Genomic DNA, 25,003 nt, shown 5'->3' with positions numbered 1-25,003 from the left:
CCACCCTTGTTATTGTACATCCAATTCACACACATATTTGGCCCAGCGCTGGCTGAAACGGTCTCCCCGGATAACAATCATGTAAGGGCCCTGCCCGTCCGCATCACTGTAACTGCCCAGAAATTCCCGGTTGTCTTTATAAACCAGGTAAATATTGTCCAGGGCCTCTATCTCCTTAATAGTCAGAGGAACAATATATCCGTCCACGGAACGGACCATAACCCGCTGCCTGCCTTCAAGAGATATAGCGGCGGTTTTGAAAAGCTCAGAAAGAGCCACCCCCGTATAAAGATGCTCCTCGGCTCTCTCCATAATGCTGCTCTTCAAGTTGGCCGTGAATTCTATGGCGGGCAGTGTGCCCAGCGTATCCATGTTCAGGCGGGCCGCCTCCCGGCCCCGATCCAGAACCACAATCTCTGCGGCTGCCAGCAGCGCGGCCTTTTCGCGGGCGTATTTCATGTTAAAACCTGCACCCATAGCGGTGGCCAGGAATAAAACCGCCAGAACCATAATTATTATCTGATTGTCTTTTTTCATAATATCCTCTGCAAGGCCTGACCAGGCTGAGCCTGGCGTAACTTTTATTACAGGTTGAATCTCTTTAAGCGGTCGGCCAGCATCCAGGCCAACAACCCGCCCAGCGCCCCTGATAAGGCCCCGGCGCTTAACGCCATTAATAACGGCGCCAAAGGCAAACGGAAGAAAACCACATTGGTCAGGAAAACCCCGCACAGGTTGGAGCCTATGCCGCCTGTAAACATGGCCAGCTTCTCATCGGGCTCTTGCCCTGTCAGCCACAACAGAACATCCACGGTTAATCCAGGGAGGGTATAAGTCAACAAACTGACTATACCGTGGGTTCCATACACCCCGGCGGCAATAACCATTATGGATTGAACAAATCCAATCAGGGTAGCGGTGCCGCGTCTCTTAATCAGAGCTGCTCCCAGAACCAGCCACATCATATAAAACCCACCGGCCAGAGACCCTCCGGGGATAACCAAAGGCCCGGTTATGATATGTGCCAGGGCTGTTACCACAGGCTTGACCGCCACCCCCAGTGCGGCCATCATAGCGATAACCACCAAATCGAAAGTCCCGAAATTTGCTAAAAGAGCCTTCATTTCCGAATTTTCTCCCGGAGAAGCTGTATGGTTACGGCAGCTTCAGCCCGATTGGCCACGCCCTGAGCATCCATTGCCAGACCCGGACCGGATTCTACTGCCAAATGACCATGCTCCACTATTTCCTTATCTTCGGCATGGGCTAAATAGGGTCTGGCCCAATCGCTGATTCTGGCTTCGTCCTCAAAAGGCCTCAACAGCTCCGCAGAGACGGTTTCGTTTTCCACCTTGACCCCCATGGCCCGCACCGCTATGGTGAGCATCTCTTCCCGGCTCAAGGGCCGGTCAGGACCGAAACTGCCATCCAGGTAGCCTTCTAACAGCCCCAGCCGGGCAGCCTTTTGCACATACGGCCAATGCCAGTCGCTGTTTTTAACATCGCTGAAACCAGAGCTGAAGGATACGTCCGGTGCTTGACCCAAAGCCAGTATCATCATTTTGGCGAATTGAGCCCTGGTCAGGGGCTCTGCCGGGGCGAAACGGGCGTCTCCCATGCCATCGATAATCCCCTCCCGGTTTAACTCTGTTATGGCGGACTCAGCCCAGGGAAAGGCCTGTAAGTCACTAAATACCGCACCGGCGGCAGAGTCAATACTGGAGGCGGTCTCGCTGTTTCTCTTTCCGGCCCCCACAGCGATAGCTCTTATTTCTGTATTCTTGCTGACTGTGATCGGCCGGTTCAGCTCGGGTTGGTAGTAAGAGGCGCTTATATTGTATACCTTGCTGTTAATGGAAGGAGCGCTGCCATCTGTAGTATAGTACATCTTCACCAGATCAAAATTATTGTGTTTGAGTTCTACGCTGATCCCATCAGCCCCGGCTACAGTCCGGAAGGATACAGCAGGCCATTGCTCCGGCTCTCGGGTACTGACCTCGATGGTTTGCAGGTATTTCACAAACCAGGGATTGTTCTGCTCCCCTTTGATCCTTTGTCCCATGGTCAAGGCCAGCTCTATGTCCTGCATGGAAGCATAGCCCTGGCTGCTGTCGGCAAATGCAATCATCGTAGGGACTATCGCCCGGGAACCATCAGCGGCGAAACAATAGCGGGTATCGTCTATGAGTTCTTGATAAGTAAAACTGCGGGTATAACCGTCGGATGAGATGAATTTCAGCTGTTTGGCGGTGTCCAGAACTCCGGCCTGATCCAGCAAATGTTTCAGAGACACGCCTTTACGATACATTACCTTATCGGTGGGAAAATTGTTGGTCACAGAATATTTGTGCTGGGAGATCCCCGGGTTCATGGCCTCCAGTTGAACCCGGTCAAATGTAACCGCCTGTCTGACACCATCCCCTTTGATGGTCAAGGTCTCCGTAGAGGCGGCCATGCTAATTACATTAACAGTCAGCAACAAGGCTAGCGCGCATATGCTGATAAGTATTATTCTGGCAGCTTTGGACTTCATAATAACCTCCTTATGCCCGTTAAACCAAATCAATTTTATTTAATCATACCTTCATCAGGGAAATTAGAAAAGACAGGGCGGGTTCCCGTTTAATAAAGGGAACCCGCCCAATTCATCAACATTTATAATCCTAATTTACTTTCTACATAACCTTTGATCAGGGTAGCCGCTTCGGCTCTGGTAGTATTAGCCAGGGGCGCGAACATACCTGCATTTCTGCCGGTCATAATGCCGAATTGCTGCATTCTGGCTATTGCTGGCCGGGCCCAAGCGCTGATTTGAGCCTGATCAGTATAGCTGCTCGGTTCTTGTTCGCTCTGCAATTCAACGCCCATCGCTGTGATAAAGTTGTCCATCATTACCGCTACCTGCTCCCTGGTTATCAGGTCATCCGGCCCAAAGCGACCGTCGCCATAACCGCTGACGATGCCTTTTCCGACCGCCCAGTTCACCGTATCGGCATACCAGGCTCCGGCCGGCACATCATTGAAACCGGCATTGGCTGAATCAGCTGCGTTCAAGCCGCTGACCGAATTAGCCAGCATGGTCAGAAACTCGGCTCTGGTGACATTGCCGTCAGGCGAGAACACCCCTTCAGCCCTGCCGTTCACAATGCCTCTGGCGGCCAGGAATTCGATATTCTCCCGGGCCCAGCTGCCATCAATGTCATTGAAGCTTATGCCGTTATAACCCACGGCATAAAGGCTGAAATGCGTGGTTTCGAAAACCATAGACTGATTCTGCTGGTCGTACAAAGATACGACCACCGCAATGCCTTGACCCTGATCATCGATATAGTAGATGAGCAGCCGGTCAGGGCTTTCTTGACCTGACATGGTATAGGGGATCATGATCTTGAGCTGATTTCCGTCCAAATCAGTCAGCTCCTGACCGCCTTTGAATATCATTACATCCAAAATCGGTCTCTGTCCGATCACGTCCTGGATAGCTGTGTTCAAATCGGGATCAGCGGCCTCACCCATCACTATCTGGATCTCATCAGAGCCCCCCTGGGCCAGGAACTGCAACACAGCCGGCGGCAATTCTATGATGCCCTGGTCGGTTTTGATTGTCAGGGTGACATTGCCTTCCCGGGCCAGGGCTTTGACGGCCTCCGCCGCCAGGGTAACCTCAGACTCTCTCACCTCGTCCGGGGAGTCGCTGACTGCATCGATCTCCAAGTTCAGCGGGGCCAGCGGGTCTGCCGCCGCTTCCTTCAGAGCTTCCAAAGCAGCTTCCATATCCTCGCCGGAAATAGTGGTCTGAGCTGTATCCCCTTGAATGGTCGGGGTTATCATCAGTCCGCCAGCGGGCTGCTGGGACTGGGGCGGCTCATATCCGCCTGCTGAACCCGAACCTGATTCAGTTTTTTCAGTTTTTACAGTGATAGTTTCGACATCATTTACCCACATGGGTTTGTTTACATGATCCGAAGCGGTCTGACCCACCACCAGTTGCAGAGGGCAGGAAGAACCGTTTCTTTCCCAGGCCAGCATGATCTGGTTACCCTGTATATCGGTCCAGTATACACCTAATGCGCTGCCGTCCAGATTGAAGCTGCGGTGGTAACCGTCACTGGCGGTCACGGTCACGCTTTCGGCCGAAGACTTCAGGCCTACCTCATCCAGCAGGTCTTCCAGATAGACCCCTTCAAACTCGTCAGTACCGGTGCTGCCGAAACTGTTGAGCCAGAAATAGCTCGCTGTTCTGGTTGTGAGATCATTTTTCAATTCGGAAATACTGTAATGCGTAATTTGGTTAACCCCGGAACCATTGATGGTTAAGTCATAATCTCCAGGGTCTACCCCCCCGCCGCCGGCATCGCTTACGGTAATGCCTACCACGCCTTTGATGCGGTTGTCCTTGAGGCCGGCCGTTCCGTCATCCAGGTTGCGGTAGATGCGATATGAAGCGGTGACGCCATTGCCGTCTTCATCGGCTACTTTGCCTAAGGTCTCGGTGTTCTCGCCCACATCATAGGCGACGAAATAGTTCTTGGCTACGATATCAGCATAAGGGATATTTTGATAGGAGGCTTTGGTATAGCCATCACTGGTGGTGATGGTAACCTTGATGTTGTCTCCCGCACCGGCATCAGCCAGCAGGTCTTTTAGCAGCGCGCCTTTTACATAATGAGTGTCTCCGTTATACGGGTAGCTGCTTAAAACCTGGCCGGCGCCAGCCGGCAGGCCTTTAAAGGTATGCTCATGGCCGCTGCCGCCCACATAATAGCTGATTTCTCCCGCATCCAGGCCGGCGATGGTGAAGGTCTCGATGACTTCCGGTTCCGGGGGAGCTGCTATATCCGCCAGGGCAGCGGTCATAACCCCGCCATCACTGCCCAGATACATCACCCCATCGATGATGTCCATGGCGTAGATGTTATTGAAATATACGTTATCAGGCCAGGCCGCGTTGGCCCCGCTGTACTGCGCGGTGATGGTCAAGGGCGCAGTCGTTCCCGGGTCGGCTATGTAGAACAAACCGTCTCCAGAGGTTCCCAGCCATAACCCGCCATTGGCATCCACATTGACCATGCGGATCTCCACATTGCCGGTCAGGCTGCCGGCGCCCAGGAGTTGGTCGCCGGTAAACCTGGTGGCGGTTCCGTTATTGTCCACATACCATACTGTGCCACCTACGTTGGCCATTTCCGGGTAAGAACCCGAGGCTACCACCCAGGCGCCGCCATTGGCATCCACCGCAATATCCCTGACCCATACCTGGGCTAAAAGGGAGGTTGCCAATGTACTGTCATAATCGGCGGTATACTGGTAGGGGGTGATGTCCCCATCCGCGGTCATATGGGCAAATCCGCCCACGAATGGATCGGTTTCAGTCCCGGCGCCGGTGGGATAGAACCCCAGCCAGACCCCGCCCTGGCCGTCACAGATGAGATTATCCACCGAAGTGGCCGGGAAGTGGTCTCCCTCACCGTCGGCATAATTCTGATCCCAGCTGGTCCAGGTAGCGGTGCCGGGATTGTATCTGGTCAAACCGCCGAAGGAGCCGAACCAGACATTTCCTCCGCCATCGATGCGCACTTCCTGAACATAATTGTCGGGAATGGTGCCGGGCACATCGGTGTTGTAATAGGTGATGGCGCCGTCCTTCAAATAGGCTGCGCCTTTATTGAGATGAGCCTGGCCTGGATTATAGGTCTTGCTCTGAGTAAACCAGACGCCTCCCCCGCTATCAATAGCGATAGCGTATACCAGATTGCTTTGCAGTACATAGCCTTCACTGGTCAGGGTATTGATGGTGAACTCCTCGCCGGCCGCCGGTTTGTACCAGGCGCCGCCGTTGTTGGTGCCTACCCACATGCCCCCGCCGGCATCGATCGCCACGTCGCGCACCGAGGCCGTGGGAAGCTCCCCGGCCTGGCCGCTGCCCGGGTAGACGGTGAAAGTGTACTCGGGATCAGCACTGCCTGCACCGGTGACAGTGATGCCTTTGATGTTGGTGAGGCGGTTCATCCAGGAACTGCCGTCATCGTAATTGCGATAGATGCGCACGGTGGCTTCCACGCCGTTTTTGTCTTCATCCAGGATATCAGTCATTGCACCTGCGCTCTCACCGGCATCATAGGCCAGGAAATAGCCCTGGCTGCTGATATCGGCCAGGGAGATTTCCCGGTAGCTGGGCTGCTTGGATTCGAAGCCGTCGGTGCAGTTTATCGTCACCTTGGCCTGAGCGCCGGATATCCCGGCATGAGCCAGCAGATCGGCCAGGAAAATCCCTTTGACATAGTCGGTTTTCAATACCGAGCTGGAGGTGTAGAGGTAGCTTGCGGTCGCCTCTCCACCGCTGCCGGTGGTGATGGCTTTGATATCGGATATGTCATAATTGCTGACCTCACTGCCATTGGTCAGAACAAAATCGTGAGTCGGAGGAGGTTCTACGCTGCCGGTCCCCACCACGATAGCGGTCACCCATTTGCTGCACCAGCCGGTATTGTCGTGAACCACCAGGCGCAGGGGACCGAAGGCATTGCCGATATCGGAATCAAAGCCGTCCCTGATATCATTGGTGTCATTGCCGTCTACCAGGGGCAGTCCATCATCGGCAGATATACCCTGGCCGTAAGCCAGTATGATAGGCTTGCCGTTTACCCCATTGGTCAGGTCCGTGGCGGAAAAGTCGATGTGATAGCCATCCTTGGAGTAAACCGTGATATTGGAGGACTGCAGGTCATTGCTGAAACCGACATGATCCCTCAACAGTTTCAGGAGGTCCACACCTTCAAAATAGAGGAAATTGCCCATCTTATACTGATCGAATATCTTATAGGTGCTGCTCAGGGCTTCTATTTGTTCTACGGTCATATGTAGGGACCGGGCGCTGTTGGAACCCGAGACGCTCAGGGTTTTGTTCTTATAAGCCGCAAAAGCACCGGCGCTGTGGGTCCAGCCCGTGAGAGTCGCGGCCGTGACCGCAATTGCGGTTACATTCTCGATGCAGTCGTCCTCTGCAGACCCGTCGATGATCAAGCGCAACGGCCCGCCGCTGTTGAGGTATTCCCCATCATAACCCGGGCTGCTTTCATCCGGCACCAGGGGCTTGCCGATCGGATCCGCCCCGGTTTTGCCGATGCCGTAGGCCAGGATTATGGGTTTGGCAGCCCCGTTCATATCAGCTACAGTAACCGTCTTGGACCCGGAATCACCGTTGCTTACAGTGACTTGGTCGAGCAGGGCGCTGGCCCCCACACTGCTGCTGAAGAGCAGACGTTTCAGGTCGATGCCGCGATAGGTCTGGCTGACTCCGCCCACGGTATAGCTGCCAGTCACCATGTACTTCTGCAGTTTTTCCAGGTCACTGACGCTGAGGGTGACAGCTCCGTCCTTGACTGCGCCGCTGAAAGCCACTTCATTTTCGCCATAGGCGGCATAATCGCCGGTATGTGCATAGATATCCGCTTCCAGATTGATTACGATTTTGGTCAGATTCGTAACGGCTGCCCCCGGGGTACCGGCATCTTTCTGGGCTTCGGTCTGGGCGCTGACGAACATCAGGGGACCGTCGCTGTTTTCGATGGTCTTGCCGGTAACGGTATCGGTTGAAACATAACCGGCGGCATTCTTGTCAAGTACCAGAGGATAGCCGTTTTTGGCGAAGGCCACCATCATCCCCAGGCCATCGGTATTACGCAGGGAGTTGAAGCCTTCGCTCTGCAGGTCAGTCAGGGTCAGATCCAGAGCACTGGTTTCACTGCTTCCCGAGTACAGGGATACATTCCCTAAGACGCCCTGCATACCTACATCCTCAGACAGGAGATACCACAGGTTGACCCCTTCAAACAAGTCCTCGAGAAGGGCTTCATTAAATACTTTATGGGCATAATACGCTTTTTCCTGGCGGCCTTCCTTTTCCATATCACCTTTGGAGATTCCGGCCCCGTAGAGCAGGCTCTCCAACTGGGCCAAAGTGTAGGTCTTGGTAGTGGTTGTTCCTCCCTGCACCACTTCCACGGTCAAGGCGGTGCTGTCCGCCATGGCGGTGTATTCCGGGTTTTCCATATGGGTGCTGTAGCGCTTGTCATCGCCCACATAGATTTCCTGGGCGCGCTGCAGCTGATTGGAACCGTTGTTGTAGAAGTAGGCGTAATTCGTTGGATCTTCAGGGTTGCTGCGGTTCATACCGTCGGTTTTGCCGAAAATGACCCGCATCGGCCCGCCGTCATTGCCCAAACCGCCTGCATAACCAGGCAGGCTGCTGTCCCTGACATAAGGATAGCCGTTGACGCCGTAAGCCAGCATGACCGGGTAGCCTTTTTTGACCGGATAGCCGTTGCTGTCGGTGTCCCATTCCCCTACGGTATTGTCGGGCTGGTATTCAGGAGTGGCCAATTGTGCCTTGGTAGGCCGGGTAGTGCCGATATCCAGGGGGGATTTCTCATAGAAATAAAAGCGGTCGGGATCAGCCAGTTGCGCCATGGAGAACTGAGCCGTGGTCTGATAATTATCCCAGGCGGCGAAGGACACCAGGGTATTGTTATCGTTGGCGTAGGTTCCCGCATTCAGGCCCATTTTCTGGGTCAAAAAATCCCACAATTTGACGCCTTCATATTCGTTCACATACCAGTAGGTGGTATTTGACAGTCCGTATTCATCGCGATAGCCCAAACCTCCTGCAACAGGAAGATCGTCCGGGCCATACTCCACCATGGCTTCCAGCTCGGCCACGGTGTAGTTGACCTCACGGCCCAATGCGGTACCGGTGAAGGTTAAAAGCTGCTCCGTATTCGCCACATTTTTATAGGCATCATCGCTGGCTTCACTGTGTTTATAGCCGGGCGGTTCTCCGCCCTGTTCAACGTAAATATAGGCCACGCTTACGAACTGATCATGCAGTGACAGAAATGGAAACTCGTTCTTATTATAGACCAGTTTCACGCAGCCGTCTTCATTGTCCAGTCCGGCTACCGAACCGAGATCATTGTCGTAGACGAAGGGCGCCACCGTGGCCCCATCGGCGGTGCCGGTCCCATAGGCCAGTATCACCGGGGTTTCAGCGTCCACCAATTGCTCATAGCTTATGTAGCCAACGTTCTGCCGCCAGCGGTTTTTGAATATGATCTGCACATCTTCATCGACTATTTCCACATTGCTGTTTACCAGCCCGTCGATGATGGACAACACTTTGACCCCTTCATAGCTGAATTCAGCAGGGTTGCCTTCTCTGACGTCAGTGTATAAGCCTCTATAAATGTTGGCATTAGCGGTGGCTTCCAAATCATAAATCCGAATGGGGGTGGTGCTTTCAACACCCGGGCCTTCCACGGTCAGCGTAGCCCCGGTGATGGCATCGATATTGTACGGAGCGTCTCCGGAAAGCCCGCCGTTGTTGATATGCTTGTAAGAGCTGTCGGTGTAGTCCACATACTCGGGCGAATTAACAGTGATCGAAGTGATCATTTTTGCAGGGCTGACAGCATCACCATATAGTCTGAAATATCCATAGACGGAAGCATCGTCCTTTTTGGTGTCATATATTCCGTCTTTTGGTCCGCTTTCACTGTCTCCCTTTTCATAAGCCAGCATATAGTTGCCGCTGATCAAATCACCTACCGTCATACCGGAGGCCTCTACATCCCAATTATCAGCGGTTGTGAAGTTGACCACATAATCATTATCATATCCGTCCAATAATACTGCCAGGGGTATTCCCCGGACGTATTCTGTCGCGGTGATATCGCCACTTTTGGTATAGGTATAGCTGCGATCCGCCCTCTCCATCATTAGGATTTCGCCTCTGGTGAATTCTTCTCCAGCGATGGTAATTAGCGTGTTAGTGAGAACATCACCTACTATTAGGTTTCTCACTCCCGTCCAGTACAGGCTGTTATTTACATCATTGATATTCTGCTGGCCAACCATCAGTGTCAGCAGATCTTCTTCTTCAATATCGTTTGTATCCTGGGGAAGGACGGGTGAGCCCCCGCTTTGATCCTCCCTGCTATTTGCCCATGCTAGTATAGCGTCAACCACTACACTGTCACTTTCAGATCCAGTGCCGATATGAGGATAATAATACCTTCCTAAAAGAGGCTTACTGCCATTAAAACTAACCCCTTCGTCATCTCCCATCATGCTGATTTCGCTATCCGTTGACAAAGAAAATCCACTTTGTTCCAATAATCCTTCTACCGTGATACCATCGCCCAAATGAATTCTTTTGGTACCGGAATTATTGATAGTGGAATAATAATTGCTCTCTACCAGATCCGTCATACCCTGCAGCTCATCCAGGGTATATGATTTCTCATTTTTGACATTGGCCGCAGTATAGATGCCACTAGGTATAATGTCATCGCCGCTGACCAGCAGGATCGGCTGTTCGGTCTTGCCGCTCAATTCATCCTCAGCCTGGGCCCAACCGCCGCCCGGAATGATCACCGAACAGGTCATCAAGGCCAAGGCCAACAGCAGCGATATGCTTTGCCTGAACCATCTGCCCGTCTTCCTGCCCGGTCTCATCAAAGTGCTCGCTCTCAAATAGATCCCTCCCTTGTTTACTCATTCTCTCTCATAAACATCTTTTATCCATAAAAGGGCTTCAGGCCTAACGCACCGGCCTGTCCCTGTATTATGGGTAACTATCCTGCCATGCTACGGTTGAACTATGTACTGATCCAAATTCCTTCCTACCATCTGTCCATCTGTACTTATCATCATCACTGCACCCACCCCGGGCATATCCGCCGCCATCTCCAGGCCCTTCTGCGGACCTTTTATAAAAAGGGCGGTGGAGAGCACATCCGCAATGGTGGCGGATTCCATTACCACCGTGGTGCCTGCGCTGGCCCGGGAGGGAAAACCGCTCTGGGGATCGATGATATGATGATATCGGACCCCATCCACTTCAAAGTAGCGCTGATAATCACCGGAGGACACCAGGGCCTGATCCCGGCCTTGCAGGACTGCTTTGATGCCCTCGGGGTTGCGGGGGTCCTGTACCCCTACCCTCCAGGGAGTTCCGTCAGCTTTGTTTCCTAACACATAGACATTGCCTCCGGCATTTATAAGGGCGTTTTTTATGCTCAATTCCTGCAATGTGGACACTGCCTTATCGGTGGCGTAGCCCTTGGCTATCCCACCCAGATCCAGGATCATGCCTTTTTCAGGCAAAAAAACTGTAGACTTAGCTTCATCCAGCACGATTTTGCTGCAATCGGCTTTGCTCAAGGCCTGCTTAACATCATCCTGCCCCGGCACTGCGGGATGGTCGGTGCCGAATCCCCACAAGTCCATGACGCTGCCTATCAAGATATTAAAGGCCCCGTCAGTGCGCTGATACCACTCCACACCCGTTTTTACCAGTGTGAAAGTGTCCTGGCTCACCTTGACCGGGGCTATCCCAGCATTTTGGTTTATCAATTGCAGTTCCGACTGTTGATCAAATCGGTTGGTCAGACTATCGATGTCAACAAATGCTTTCTCTACCGCTCCCAGTCCCCGCTCGGCCAGGGCCTGGTCCTGTGAGGTTATCTTGCAGGTTATGTAGGTGTCCATGGCGAAAAAATCCCGGCTGTAGGTCTGTAATTCCCGCTGTCCGCATCCCGAGAGGCTTAAAGCCAGAATCATCAGGCATATAAAGAATACGGTTCGTGACTCAGGCATAAGGTGCTTCCTCTCTTGATCAATAAAAAAACGAGCGACTTATAAAAATGCCGCCCGTTATTTACACAACACGCTTTATTGAGTATTCCTTTCCAAAACGGGAGGCACAGCCGTTTCCAACTATACCCATCGGTTCATTCCCATAATCCTCTTATGATCTTAGGAAAATGAACTCGGAATAAATTTATCTAATTTTCTGTTATTTTACCACATTATACTGAAAAAGGGGGGCAATAATTTAATTGGCACAACCAGCTTCTATCAAGGTTCTATAAGTTCTTTTTGAGCGCGGTTTTAATTTCCCGTGCATAGAGCCGCCAGTTTAGCACCAAATGTGCAATAATGCCAAACCCCATAATCAAAGCGCTCAGTGCATGACTGTCCTTAATAAACTTGCGGGTCAGACCCAGCCACATCCCATAGTCTAAAAAGTATAGAACTGCGCCACTGGACATGGAATACAGGGCGGTCACTATTAATAGTGTAGAAATGATGGCCTTGGCCTTTGCGCTCTTCATAATCATCACCTGGTTGTAGTAATTGGGCTGAATCGTTAGCCCGTAGTTGTCACATTAATCAGGGCCATAGCATCACGGCTTATGATCGTATGCCGGAAAACCTCAGTATTTGCAGCAGCACGGTTCTGATCAGCGCACTGTTTCTGGCCCCAAACCTATCATTCCACCACGATCTCGATCATATAATTTGTGAAGCGCTGCCCGAAGACATCATCCAGAACCACCACCCGCATAGCTCCGGGTTTCCCGTCTTTGGTTTTGAGCGGCTCCCCATTGTCCTCGTACATAACATAGACCGCGTTCTCTTTTAAGACCTCATCCATAGAGATATTGGACATATAATCATCCACGCCCACCGGCTGCACCATTTCACAGCCGGTGAGCAGACCGGGATCCACGATTGCGATGACGTTGGAAAGCAGGGTACCCCTAAAGCTGTGGCTGGTGGTGCCGGAGGTGGAATGAATCATCATAGTGCGTTTGACACTGGGCATCTCCCGGATCTGTTCCAGGGTGACCTCCCCCAGAATGGTTCCGTATGACCTGACAGCCAGTTTACCGTTCTCCTCAGGGCCTTCGGCATCGGATTTCTCAAATTTGACCATGTAAGGCACTGCCTCAGCGCTCTGGCCTAGAACCGCCTCGCGGAATATTCCCATGCAGGCATTGACCCCATTGGCGATAGCCTCGGTGGTCACAGTTGCTCCGGTTATAATAATAATCTCATTGTCCCGTTTGGCCTCCAGGTGAACCAGCTGCAGGTAATCCTGACTGGACTTGTCAGCGAACCGCTGGGTAAACCAGCTGTTGTTCATGTCGCGCACATAATGTTCGGTCTCCATATGGCTGACTATCCTCATACCTGTAGTCTTGTCACTGTCCTTATCAATGCCGATGGCCAGGGTAATAGGCCCGTTGTAAGCCACCGGTTTGCAAATAAAAGCATAGTCGCCTTCAGGGGTGGTAAAAACCTTCTTGACCGCCTGGAATTTGTCTTTTCTGTCCGCAGTCATAAACTCATCAGTGATAACGGTCAAGTCCCCGGCGGTGTAATCCTGAGTAAATATTTCGTTGACAGCTTTCAGCTCTTCCGCGGTCGGCTGCGATGACTCCCCACAACCTAAAAGCGCAGCGGCTGCCATCAAAACCAGCAATAACCCCAGCTTTCTAATAAGCATAGCTCAATACCCCGCTGTCGTATTTACCGTAGCCGATCACTTTCACCTTAATAACACCGGAGCCGCTCACCGGGATAGGCTTGATCAGTTCAGGCTGGAAATATGAGGTGCTGGGGTTATATACCGGGCTATTTTCATTGGGCTCCTCCCCGTTCAATGTATAATGAAGCTTCACTTGATCCATGCTATCATGCTGCAAAACGATCTGACCGCCGTCTTTTACAGCCTGTGCCTTGCTCCAGCTGCCCGGATTTGAGGTGGAAACTGTTATTTTAGAGACCATCTGCACTGACACCGCGGTATTTACATCATTTAGACCTTGCTGCCCGATAACCAGGCGCAAATCCCCTTCCCGGGCCTTCGAGAGCTCCTGTCCTTCGCCAAAAGCCCAGGCCAGCATGGGCTTGACTTCGACCGCGGCAGCGGTGCCGCCGGATAACAGGTCCGGATAGCAATAGCGCTTTCCCAGGAGCTGTTCCCGGGTGAGCGAAGCCTTGTAGCCGTCACTGGCCTCTACCTGTATGCTTTTCGCGCCGCTTTTTAAACCTGCTTGTTGCAAAAGATAGGCCAGGTTGACTCCTTTGGCTACCGCGAACTTGCGGGTAGGATAGTTGTTGACCGTGGAAAAACGCTGCTCGGTATATGCGGCTTGCATTCCTTTTAAATCGGCCAGAGAGAGATACATCGTCTTGCTGATCCCATCCCCGCTGATGGTCAGTATGGTGTCCGCGGCGGGGCCGTCAGTCCAGGACTGAGGTACTGTCTTGTCGCCGGCTTCCCCGGTTTTGTCACTCCCCGGCGCCGATGGCGTCACCTTCGCCATACGGATGCGCAAAAGGTTGTTGATGTTCTGGTGTCCGGTGCCGGGATCCCACACCACCCCGGCGGTGCCGTCGGCCCGATTGACCAATATGCCCCGGCTCATATCCAGACCGCTCACGGTGATTTTCTCTCCAGCAGTCCCCAGTATGTCAAAGCTAGTCGATTTCACCGATTCCACTTCGGTTTCATACAGGACTTCTTCCAGGGTGATGCCTTTTTCTCCCCCTATCTCGCTTACATCCATGTATTCCAGCATCTTCTCCGGGAATATGGCAGCATCCGCGTTGGTGGAGACCCAGGCGATATTCTGAACATTCATGCCCAGTTTTATATAAGGAGAAATGTTGGTGGGTGCGTCAGCCCCTTCTATCTTGATATAATAGCGCGATTTCACCATATTGATGACTTCATTTTTCTTGAATCCGTCCGCCGATTTCATGGTGAAAAAGGCCTTGCTGTCTACATTATCCAGGCGGGAGAAGACCTGTTCCAGGTCGATGGCATCATCCTTGCTGCCATAGTATTCATACTTATATGGCTCGATGCCGGCCGCCAGGTTGCGGAATACCCATACAGAAGTGATAGACTTCTCCGGTATCTCTTTATAAAGAATGATTTTTTCGACCTGTTTTACCCAGTAGGGCCCGAATTGCCCCTGTACCGCCAGACGCGCCGGGGCGTTGTCGTCATCCAGTTTGGCTTCGCCGTCTATGACCAGCGCCAACATCAGATCGGGGGTGGCATCGATTACCTCTTTAGATAAAAGGCAGTAATAACCATCTCTACCCACCACGCCTATGCCGGCATATTCAGCCAGATTCCCCCCCAGGTGCCGGATGACATCCTCGAGATAAGGACCTGACATTTTGAATTCTTCGGTGAGCCCGGTGGTTCTTTTATAACTGGCATTGAGGTCATGCTGCTCCAGCTGGCGCAATTCCGCAACCGATATCTCAGTCAAGGACACATCGGCCTCATCCTGAGGCTTTAAGCCTTCGATGGTAATCACCCGGGCCTCGTACTCAGGATCCCCGCTGCTCTTGCTCTTGCTGCAGCCAGAGTAAACCGTGATGGAAAGGGTCAAAATCATTAAAGCGGCGATGAGTAAAGTTTTTTTCCTGCCGAGGTTGTGCATAATACCCTCCTGCTACTTGATTATCATATTTATTGGGCATCAAATGTGAAGGCCTTAATAATGCTGTCCTTTTTTCCATAACCGGTGACCAGGACCTTGATGACCGTGTCTTTAGTAATAACTATGGGTTTATTAAGTTCCGGCTGATAAGTACTCACATTATACATAGGGGAAAGCATGGTGGGGTCGCTGCCGTCCAGGGTATAGTGCAGCTTGAGCAGGCCGAGCGATGAGTGCTGCAGTTTAACACTTTCTCCGGAGGCGATCCTCCCCTCAGCCGGGAAGGTCTTGGCCGGTTCCCAGGCTTCAGCGTCCGCGCTGGACACTATTATTTCATTGACGTTTACCACAAAGGCCGGATTAGTATGTTCTAAAGGGTTGCTCTGGCCGAAGATCAGGCAGGGGGAATCGTTCACGGCTTCCCCCAGATCTCCGGACCCTTCTTTATATTCATATGCGATTATGGACTCCACACGCTCGGCTCCGGCAGCAGAGCCTTCTTTGACAGCGGGATAATAATAACGAGGCAGGCCGATCAACTGCTCTCGGGTGAAGCTGATTTCATAACCGTCCGGAGAGCGGAAAGTGATGAGCTGAGCTGAATCCAATACCTCGGCCGCTTTTAAAATGGTCCTTACGGTTAAGCCCCGCGCTGCGTAGAACCTGGGAGTCGGCCAGTTGTTGATAGTGGAGTAGACATGTTCAAAGCCAGAATACGGCAAAGCCGCCAATTCTCCGAAGCTGAAGTTCTTCTCACCGTCAATGCCGTCTCCTTTCACTATGATGCTCAACTGCTTTTGCTGTTCGGAAAGACTTGGCCCCCGGTTGGAATCCACTATCGCTCCGCTGCTGTCCCGGGTCTCCAGGAAAATACCCTTCTCATTCAGGGTTATTACGGTATATACCGGCTTGCCGCCAATGCTCGCGGCAGCATATTCAAAACTGCCCGGAGTGTACTGCTTACCCCCGGAAAAACCCATCAGGTAAACGATGCCGTCATCATCCCGCACCCCTTTTTTTAGAGGGTAGGTGCGCATATAAACATGCTGATGGCCTGATAAAACCAGATCAACCCCGGCTTCCTCCATGACAGGCACAAAGTACTTTTGAATGGTTTCAGCCCGCTGCATATCTTTGGGGATATTTATGGCCGGATAGGCTGGATGGTGAAACATGACGATTTTGTGGGTCTTGTCAGTTGCAGACAGATCATTTTTTAGCCATTCCAGGTCTTCGGGATTGGCTGCCCCCATGGCATTGCTGTCCATGACCGTAAAGTGCGCGTCCCTGTAGTCAAAAGAGTAGAAGGCTTCCATTTTCCCGGGCGGACCGTTTTGAGGGAGGTCAAAAATAGCTTTGTAGAGATCAGTAAGGTCGTGATTGCCGGTGGCGGGATAGAGAGGCAATTTTTTCAAGGTCTCGCCTCCGGCCGCCATAAAGGCATCCCATTCCCTTTGGTCACTTCCGTCATTTACCAGATCTCCCCCGATCATGACAAAGGCAGGCCGACTCTCATGCCGGGCAGCCGTCTCCAGCAGTTCACCCCAGGCTGTATAGTCGCCGGTCTCGGGATCAGCTTGAGAATCACCCATATATATAAATGAAAATCCTTGAGACGTATTGTGATCTTCCGGCTCAGGAGAACATCCCGCTATGACCAGGAGAGGCATTAACAAAATAATCAAGCCCAAGGTGAAATAAAATTTGGCGATTTTCACATTCATACAACCTTTACAAATATTTCGATACAACATTTGTTTCTCCCCGCAGGTATTGGCCCCACATATTTTCTTTGATGCGATATCTCAAAATTCACACACCCCAGTATAATCGAATCGAAGAATATATGTTTTGCACAACTTTTGTATAACTTTGACATCAGAAGTTAAAACCCTGCATTATTTTGTATGCAAAACCAGGATTGATATCATCTGTCCTATGTAATCATATCGGCAACTTGGAATAATCCGGTTTTGAGCAGATCTTTTCTTTCGGACCCCACATTACCGGTAACGTCCCAACCTTGGGGTCACCTTGCCGCCGCTTGACGATCGATTTCTTCCAATCCACCAGCTCAGCAGACATCCTGGCCAAACACCAAAAAGCGCCTCATAAAAGAGGCGCCTTTTGGCTTGAACATGAATCCTGTTTTGCCAGGAGACAAATAATTTCTGGTTTCTATTTCTGGTAAGGAGTTACTATCCACTTCAGACAGCCATCTTTCTTGCCGCCAAAGATATCATAGCCTTTAACAATATCATTTAATGGAGCGCGATGGGTGCACAGGAAGCTGGTGCTGATCTTACCGGCCTTGATCAACTTGATCAGTTCTGGAATGCGATTGGCGTTGACCAGACCCATGCTGATTCTGATGTTCTTGATCCACAAGGTGTTCATGGCCAGTTCCTGGGGTTTTTCAAATACGCCGATCAGAGATACTGTTCCACCGGGTCTGACAGCATCGATGGCCATATCGAAAGTGGGTTTGAAACCATTGGCTTCGATAGTAGCGTCAGCGCCGCGTCCTTCAGTCATTTCTCTGATAGCATCGCCGGCATCCCCGTTGAGGGGATTGACTCCAACGTCAGCGATACCGTTCTTCACTGCCCAATCCAAACGTTCCTGATTGATGTCGACAGCCACTATCTTGGAAGGCCCCCACAGCCGGGCGGTGGTCATAGCGCACATTCCAACCGGTCCGCAACCCATAACCGCAACAGTATCGCCCGGTTCAATCTTGGCCTGTTCGGCGCCAAAATAACCGGTTGACAGGATATCGCCGACGAAGAGCACATCTTCCTCCGTCAGTCCCTCAGGAATGCTAAACATCCCCAGGTTGGCATGAGGTACCCGCACATACTCGGCCTGGCAGCCGTCGATCATATAGCCGAATATCCAGCTGCCGGTGGTGCAATGCGAATAAATCCCGCGTACACAGTAGAAGCACTCGCCGCACTGGGTGACACAGGAAACCGCTACTTTGTCCCCTACCTTGGCGTTCCTTACCGCAGGGCCTACTTCCACGACTTCACCCACAAATTCATGGCCGATTATTCTTCCCGGTTCTACTTCCGGCATACCCCCGTGCCAGATGTGAATGTCGGTGCCGCAGATAGTGGAAGTGGTCACTTTTACTATCGCATCATCGGGTTCGATAATGCGCGGTACCGGTACATCCTCCAAACCGATTTTTTCGGGGCCACGATAAACCAGAGCTTTCATTGTGTCAGCCATTAAAAAACCTCCCTTTTCTTTTCCGAGGGACTGCATGCCCCTCATTTTATCCACCCCTAATTAATACAGAAACAATAAAAGCCGATGGGTTAATTACGCTTAATAAGCGCTTATAACACATCGGTTTTCTTTGGAGCCCCCTGCAGGGTTCTCTACAGACCACCAGGTAATTTGTTGCAGGTTTTGCTCAACGTACCATTACAGGTTAACATGCGGCAAAAACCGCCATATTAACCCTAAAAACAACAAAAGCCGATGGTTAAACGCGCATAAAAGCACTTATAACACATCGGTTTTCTTTGGAGCCCCCCGCAGGGTTCTCTACAGACCACCGGGAATTTCGAGTATACTCTGATTTTAATCTACGCTCGATTTTTCAGTTAATATGCGGTCGAAGACAATCACATGCATCCAGAAATCGTTTTCCGGTTCCAACTCATAGGCATGGTGAATGGCGACAGCGCTCAACCTGTTTTCGAAATAGCCTACGTTGTCAATAGCATGCTGTTTTACCACCTGCATTCGAGCTGCTCTTACCACCTCTCTTCCAGACGGAGTCTTGTTTATGTATTTTTCCGGCTCGGTTAGAAAACCTTCGCCGCGGATAACCAGCATATCGTCCCAAATAACGATTTTGGTCTTATCGACCCCTTTGCCAAGCTTGTCTTTGAAATATTTTTCCATGTAAATTTTAAATTCGTGTTGAAATTGACGGCGTTCCTGGTCATTCAACCTGCGCCCGGACATGCCGGTAGGAATGATAGCTTTATCATCTACCAATTTGAATTGAGTTGACATAATATTACCCCCAAACTCCCTTATCAATATTATGCAACAACGCTTTTGTTTCTGCAGAGTATTTAAAATCTCTATGCAATGACGCTTTTATGTTCTGCAGAATATTTAATCTCTCTCTGTAAAAACAATAAAACCAATATTAAATATGCTATATGTAACACGTACAGCACTTAAATATTGGTCTCTTAAAGAGCAACCGATGGTTTCCCTGTCAGCCACCGTAATATTAAGTTTTGTTAAGTTTTGTCGTGTTTAGAATTGATATTTGCCTCTATTGTTAGAATAGTAAAGCATTGTTGAATTGTCAAGAACAAAAATCCCTTACTTCATATCAAATTAGGACCTGGTTTGGTTTATTATATCTATATCTGGGCTAAACCAGGTTTTTATAATTCTTTTTCCCTGGTACGTCTGGCACGCTGTTTTCCATAAATATAGCGCAACAGCAGGAACGCCAAGAACAACACCAAGGCCCAGGGCAGGATAATGAACAATGCCACTACGCTGTGGCTGGCAAAATTGATTAACCCGTTGACACTGGACACCAATCCCTGCATAGCCTTGCCCATGGTTCCCTGAGGCGCTTTTACGGCGCCGGGGACGGCTTGCACAAGCTCTATCTCGATGAGGCTGTATTCGGTGGCATTGGCAAGGTATTTGAGGCGCCCGGCCAGAACCTCAATCTCGGCGCGGGTTTTGCCCAGTTCATTTTCGATGCTGATGATATCGTTGATACTGGCTGCTTTGCCCAATAAGCCCACCAGGCGTTCTTCCTTGGCCTTCAGCACCTTCAGACGCGCCTCGGCATCATAGTATTCCTCGGTAACATCCCGGGTAGATATGACTTTGTCGGTCACTTCTCCCAACTGGGAGATGGAGGAGATAATGTCGTTCAGCTTCTCCTGCGGGACCTTTATGGACAGCTGCGAAGAAACCCTTTGATCATCTCTGTACAAACGGCTATTGACGGTATAGCCTCCATTTTCGGTGCATAAGGCGGTAATCCGGTCTACGGTTTGAGAAACATCCTCAACCTTAATGTCGAGGTTGGCATTTTGTATTATTTTACGCTCCATGCCAGCCGATTCTAAGGCCGAATCAGACTGCGGCGCTGTTTCCGGGCTGCCGGGGGCGCTGTCTTTCGCCATCTCGGCGCGCTCATTCTGGACCAGGTCTTGCGACTTGGCGGAACCGCATCCGATCAGTGAACCGGTTAAGAGCAGTATAAGCAGAATGACAATGATTCCTGGCCAGCGATTCAACTGATACCTCCCCTTTCTAACCTTGTTAGTAAAACTATATCATAAAGTTCGTAAAGATAGCCGCACCCCACCCGGTTTCCCCGGAAGCCCTGCGGTGATAAATCGAGAAAAGCTTCAGGCTATATCATCATTACGCAATTATTGCAGTCAAACATTCAAGTGTAGTGCAATTTTTGTATTGCCGCTGAGAATGAGGACAGCAGAGATCATATTCTCCGGGCCGCAGCCTGTCTCCCCGAAATAGCTGTCAACACCGGTGCCGACCGGCTCGTTTCCCGCCAGATAAGCCGCTTTATGCGTCGGCGGTTTGATGCTTCACCAGCCCAAAAGCTTTGGAAAATTCCAAAACCGCGATAGGGATCAGGGCCAGACCCAATGCCAGAAGGTATGAGGCGGCAGACAGCAGAACCAATCCGAAGGCAGAGGCCACAGCCGGTATAAAGGCAACCACTCCGATCAGGGCAATGGAAATCACGGCGGCGCCATTGAGATATTTGTTGGAGAAAAACCCGATCGAAAACAGCGAGTGGTTGGAGCGCATGTTGAACGCATGAAAGACCTGGGCCAGGGCTAAGACCAGAAATGCCATGGTGCGGCCGGCTTCTATCTCCCCCTGGCTGTTCCAGCCGGCATTAAACCCGATCAGGGTCAAAACCGCAAACATCACCCCCTGCAGGATGACCCGCACTCCCATCCCCTGGGCAAATATGCTCTCATTTTTGGGTTTGGGCCTGCGCTGCATGACATCGTTTTCAACCGCCTCCATGCCCAAGGCTACAGCCGGCAAGCTGTCGGTGACCAGGTTGATCCACAAGAGGTGCACCGCCAGGAGCGGCGAAGCCTGCCACAGCAGCATAGCGATGAATACGGTTAGAACTTCACCGATATTGGTTCCCAACAAGAAGCCCACGGTTTTTCTGATATTGTCATATATGCAGCGGCCCTCGCGCACCGCATCCACAATAGTGGCGAAGTTATCGTCGGTTAACACCATGTCAGAGGCGCCCTTGGCCACGTCGGTGCCGGTGATGCCCATAGCGCAGCCGATATCGGCAGCTTTCAAAGCCGGGGCGTCATTGACCCCGTCCCCGGTCATGGAAACCACTTTTCCCTGCCTCTGCCAGGCCCGGACGATGCGGATCTTATCCTCGGGCGCAACCCTGGCATAGACCGATATATGAGAAACCCTTTGATTGAGTTCATCTTCTGACATCGCAGTCAGATCACAACCGGTGACGGCGTCATCCCCCGGCTTCAAAATGCCCAGCTCCCTGGCGATAGCCGAAGCGGTGACCACATGGTCGCCGGTGATCATGACCGGCTTGATTCCAGCACTCCGGCATACCGCTACCGCATCCCGGGCTTCAGGCCGGGGCGGGTCGATCATACCCACCAGGCCCATGAAATGAAGATCATTTTCCAGTTCTTCTGTGGTGGGAGTATCCGGTACGGTTTTAATTATTTTGCAGGCTACTGCCAAGACCCGCAGAGCCTGGCGGCTGAGTTCCTCGGTATAGCTCCGGCCGGCTTCCACCTGTCCGGAGATACACCGCCCCGCCAGCACGTCGAAGGCGCCTTTGACGATTACTACATTCTGCCCATCAATGACATTGACCGTGCTCATCAACTTGCGGTCAGAGTCGAAGGGCAGAACTGCCAGGCGGGGGTAGAGACGGTTCAATTCCTCTTTGGGCATGCCGTTTTTATAGGCGGCCATGATAATAGAGGTCTCGGTGGGGTCGCCAATATGCTTTTCCTCCCCGTCCTCAAATTCGACCACCCCGTCGGAACACAGGGCCGCGTACCGCAGCAGTTTCTTAACGGGAGCGGAGTTGTTTGCGCTGATATCTTCTATTATAGAATTCTCCGCAGCAAAGGCTTTGACCAGGGTCATCTGATTCTGGGTCAGGGTGCCGGTTTTGTCCGAGCAGATCACTGAGGCGCTGCCCAGGGTTTCCACGGCTGACAACCTTCTGATAATGGCGTTGCGTTTGGCCATGCGCTGCACTCCGATAGCCAGGACAATGGTCACAATGGCCGGGAGTCCTTCAGGGATGGCTGAAACGGCCAGGGCTACTGCGATCATGAATATCTCCATGATAGGCATTCCGTCCCACAGGCCGATCGCGAATATGATGGCGCACACCGCCAGGGCCAGAAATCCCAGGTATCTGCCCAGAAGATGCAGTTTATGCTGCAAAGGGGTCTCCCCGTCGGCCTCGGACTCCAGGAGGTCGGCGATCTTGCCCATTTCAGTTTGCATGCCGGTGGCGGTGACCACGGCCTTTCCGGTTCCGTAGGTAATGCTGCACCCCGCGTAAAGCATATTAAATCTATCCCCCAGCGGGGCGTTGGCAGCCACTTCCGCCCGAGCATCCTTCTCAGCGGGCACCGATTCCCCGGTTAAAGCCGCCTCCTCGGATTTAAGGCTGGCGCTTTCAATGATCCTGGCATCGGCCGGGATATAGTCGCCGGCTTCCAATTTAATGATATCGCCGGGTACTAATTGGGAGGCTTCAATGATAGTCTCTTTGCCGGCGCGGATCACCCGGGCATGAGGGGCGGAAAGCTTTTGCAAAGCCTCCAGGGCCTGCTCGGCCTTGCTCTCCTGCACCACTCCCATAATGGCATTGAGCACTACGATAAGCAAGATCAGAACCGGTTCAAAAAACCCTTCACCTTCATATATGGACACCACAAATGATACCGCCGCAGCGATGATCAAAATGATGATCATAACATCTTTGAACTGGTCTAAGAAGCGCTGCAAAAGGCTTCGCTTTGGTTTGGCCTTGAGCTGGTTGGGGCCGTACTCCTCCAGGCGGCGTGAAGCCTCCGTGGTGCTCAAGCCCTGCTCCTGTCCAACCTCCGTCTGCCGCAGAACTTCTTCAATGCTGCTGCTATGCGGTATCAATTGATCTTTTCCTCCTTAGCCATCAAAATACAAAGCAATATAAACATATTTTTTTGCATTAATTATATAACAACATATCAAGCGCCTCGATACACATATTTACTATTATTATAGACAACCAATTCTATAATACTGATTAATCACAATACCTGCTTGCCATAATCATGCAATTACACAACCGACATCCTGTTACAAAAAATCACCCCCGCTTTGCTACAACTTACCATGGGTGAGGGATGCGTAGTAATTATGGACATCCCTGTGAGTCCTCAAGGTTATTGGGTCATAATCCAAGATGTCCGAAATTTAGCAGGTTTACAAGCTTTGCAGTATGATGCATAGGTTTTTATAATTGTAAAAACAATAGCTAATGTGTGATTTTGAGATGAAAACTTAGATTTTTTACGCAATCAGAGGAGGTAGATCTTATTCGAAAGCGCACGAAAAGCATCATCATGATCTTGACATTTTCTCTGCTTTCAGCGGTTATTCCGCCGCAAGGCGCCCAGGCAGCTTATTTGGGGGACAGGGTCCTGGTGCCGTACTCGCAAGGTTATGATGTGCAGCAGCTACAACGGGATTTGTCCTATCTGGGTTTTAGCCCGGGCAGTATTGACGGTATATTCGGGCTCCAGACTTTGGCTGCAGTAAAACGATTTCAGGCCCAAAGCGGCCTTGAGGCTGATGGAGTGGTTGGAAAAGCGACCGCCAATGCCATCATTAGAGAGGTCAGCAAACCTGTAAGCACCTTAGCCAGCCCCACTCAAGCGGTATCAACCCCCGCCCCCTCCAGATTCTTATCGTTTTCCGGCCGCGACATTGAAAATCTTGCCCGCCTCATCTATGGAGAGGCCCGGGGTGAGTCCTATGAAGGCAAGGTTGCGGTGGCTGCAGTGGCTTTAAACCGTTTGGACTCCAAGAAGTTTGGGCAGTCGCTGAGTGAGGTCATTTTCCAACCGGGCGCATTCACCGCAGTGAGCGATGGCCAGTTTTACCTGAAACCCGACGCCATTTCTTACCAGGCTGCTGAAGCTGCCCTGCGCGGATGGGACCCCACCGGAGGAGCAATTTATTATTGGAATCCGGCCACGGCTACCAGTAAATGGGTTTGGTCCCGGCCTCTTATCAAGACCATCGGGCGGCATGTTTTTGCCAGATAATACCGAGGTTGACCCGGATAATCTCCTGCCCGGCGCCACAGCTTAAAGCAGTGCCGGGCGATAAACACCAAAACGATTTGACACCACAAATTCAAATCAGATGTCTGTTCTATGCTTAAGCTGATGACGTGTCTGCGGCGCCATATGGGCCAGGCGCCAGTGCAAGAGGACAAAAACAACCGGGGTTAGCCTAACTCTTACTTAACAAAGGGAACCCAGCAAATCCTCAATACATACGAAAACCGTTTTCCGGCAGTAAGCCTAGAAAACGGTTTTTTATTGGTTGATAATAATCATTTATATAGTCATAAACCTGGACGGCTGAAT

The 25,003-nt window shown here is 51.4% G+C and carries 14 protein-coding genes and 1 riboswitch; of the genes, 1 reads left to right on the top strand and 13 read right to left on the bottom strand.

All coding sequences use genetic code 11. From position 1 onward, the window contains the following. Positions 1-9: 9 nt before the first annotated feature. The 13 genes from B2633_RS15905 to B2633_RS15845 all read right to left on the bottom strand — a co-directional run bounded on the left by B2633_RS15905 (position 10) and on the right by B2633_RS15845 (position 23,516). Positions 10-537, bottom strand: coding sequence for a hypothetical protein (locus B2633_RS15905; protein ID WP_483171676.1), 528 nt, complete (start codon positions 535-537; stop codon positions 10-12). 47 nt (positions 538-584) lie between these two features. Further along, entirely contained in the window at positions 585-1,124 is a 540-nt protein-coding gene (locus tag B2633_RS15900; protein ID WP_483171675.1) for an ECF transporter S component, read from the bottom strand. Then, the gene (locus tag B2633_RS15895) at positions 1,121-2,533 is read right to left on the bottom strand and encodes an S-layer homology domain-containing protein (RefSeq protein ID WP_483171674.1); all 1,413 of its coding nucleotides are present in this window, start codon (positions 2,531-2,533) and stop codon (positions 1,121-1,123) included. Before B2633_RS15895 ends, B2633_RS15900 begins: the two co-directional genes overlap by 4 nt. Positions 2,534-2,655: 122 nt before the next feature. Beyond that, entirely contained in the window at positions 2,656-10,530 is a 7,875-nt protein-coding gene (locus B2633_RS15890) for an S-layer homology domain-containing protein (protein ID WP_483171673.1), read from the bottom strand. A gap of 114 nt (positions 10,531-10,644) precedes the next feature. After that, positions 10,645-11,655: an FAD:protein FMN transferase gene (locus B2633_RS15885; protein ID WP_483171672.1), complete on the bottom strand. Its 1,011-nt coding sequence runs from the start codon at positions 11,653-11,655 to the stop codon at positions 10,645-10,647. Between the two features lie 69 nt (positions 11,656-11,724). Next, positions 11,725-11,846: riboswitch (molybdenum cofactor riboswitch) on the bottom strand. Positions 11,847-11,924: 78 nt separating this feature from the next. Further along, positions 11,925-12,173: a DUF4405 domain-containing protein gene (locus tag B2633_RS15880; protein ID WP_483171671.1), complete on the bottom strand. Its 249-nt coding sequence runs from the start codon at positions 12,171-12,173 to the stop codon at positions 11,925-11,927. A 158-nt stretch (positions 12,174-12,331) separates the two neighbouring features. Beyond that, positions 12,332-13,351, bottom strand: coding sequence for an FMN-binding protein (locus B2633_RS15875; protein ID WP_483171670.1), 1,020 nt, complete (start codon positions 13,349-13,351; stop codon positions 12,332-12,334). Next, a complete protein-coding gene (locus tag B2633_RS15870) occupies positions 13,341-15,308 on the bottom strand; it encodes a chitobiase/beta-hexosaminidase C-terminal domain-containing protein (RefSeq protein WP_483171669.1) in 1,968 nt (655 codons plus the stop codon). Before B2633_RS15870 ends, B2633_RS15875 begins: the two co-directional genes overlap by 11 nt. A 29-nt stretch (positions 15,309-15,337) precedes the next feature. Beyond that, a complete protein-coding gene (locus tag B2633_RS15865; protein WP_483171668.1) occupies positions 15,338-17,026 on the bottom strand; it encodes a metallophosphoesterase in 1,689 nt (562 codons plus the stop codon). 460 nt (positions 17,027-17,486) lie between these two features. Then, complete coding sequence (locus B2633_RS15860; RefSeq protein ID WP_483171667.1) at positions 17,487-18,542, bottom strand: alcohol dehydrogenase; 1,056 nt, start codon at positions 18,540-18,542, stop codon at positions 17,487-17,489. 357 nt (positions 18,543-18,899) lie between these two features. Then, positions 18,900-19,340, bottom strand: coding sequence for a Na-translocating system protein MpsC family protein (locus B2633_RS15855; protein ID WP_483171666.1), 441 nt, complete (start codon positions 19,338-19,340; stop codon positions 18,900-18,902). A gap of 386 nt (positions 19,341-19,726) precedes the next feature. Beyond that, entirely contained in the window at positions 19,727-20,602 is an 876-nt protein-coding gene (locus B2633_RS15850; RefSeq protein ID WP_483171665.1) for a DUF4349 domain-containing protein, read from the bottom strand. Positions 20,603-20,894: 292 nt separating this feature from the next. Next, the gene (locus tag B2633_RS15845) at positions 20,895-23,516 is read right to left on the bottom strand and encodes a calcium-translocating P-type ATPase, PMCA-type (protein ID WP_483171664.1); all 2,622 of its coding nucleotides are present in this window, start codon (positions 23,514-23,516) and stop codon (positions 20,895-20,897) included. Between the two features lie 455 nt (positions 23,517-23,971). On the opposite strand from B2633_RS15845, the gene sleB reads away from it, so the two are divergent. After that, a complete protein-coding gene (sleB, locus tag B2633_RS15840) occupies positions 23,972-24,676 on the top strand; it encodes a spore cortex-lytic enzyme (protein ID WP_483171663.1) in 705 nt (234 codons plus the stop codon). Positions 24,677-25,003: the final 327 nt, after the last annotated feature.

The organism is Syntrophomonas sp. UBA1041 (genome assembly GCF_002316705.1).
In the GTDB taxonomy this organism is placed as follows: Bacteria; Bacillota; Syntrophomonadia; order Syntrophomonadales; family Syntrophomonadaceae; genus DTU019.
Note: the sequence above shows the minus strand (reverse complement) of the source record. Positions and strands in the feature narration are given on the sequence as shown.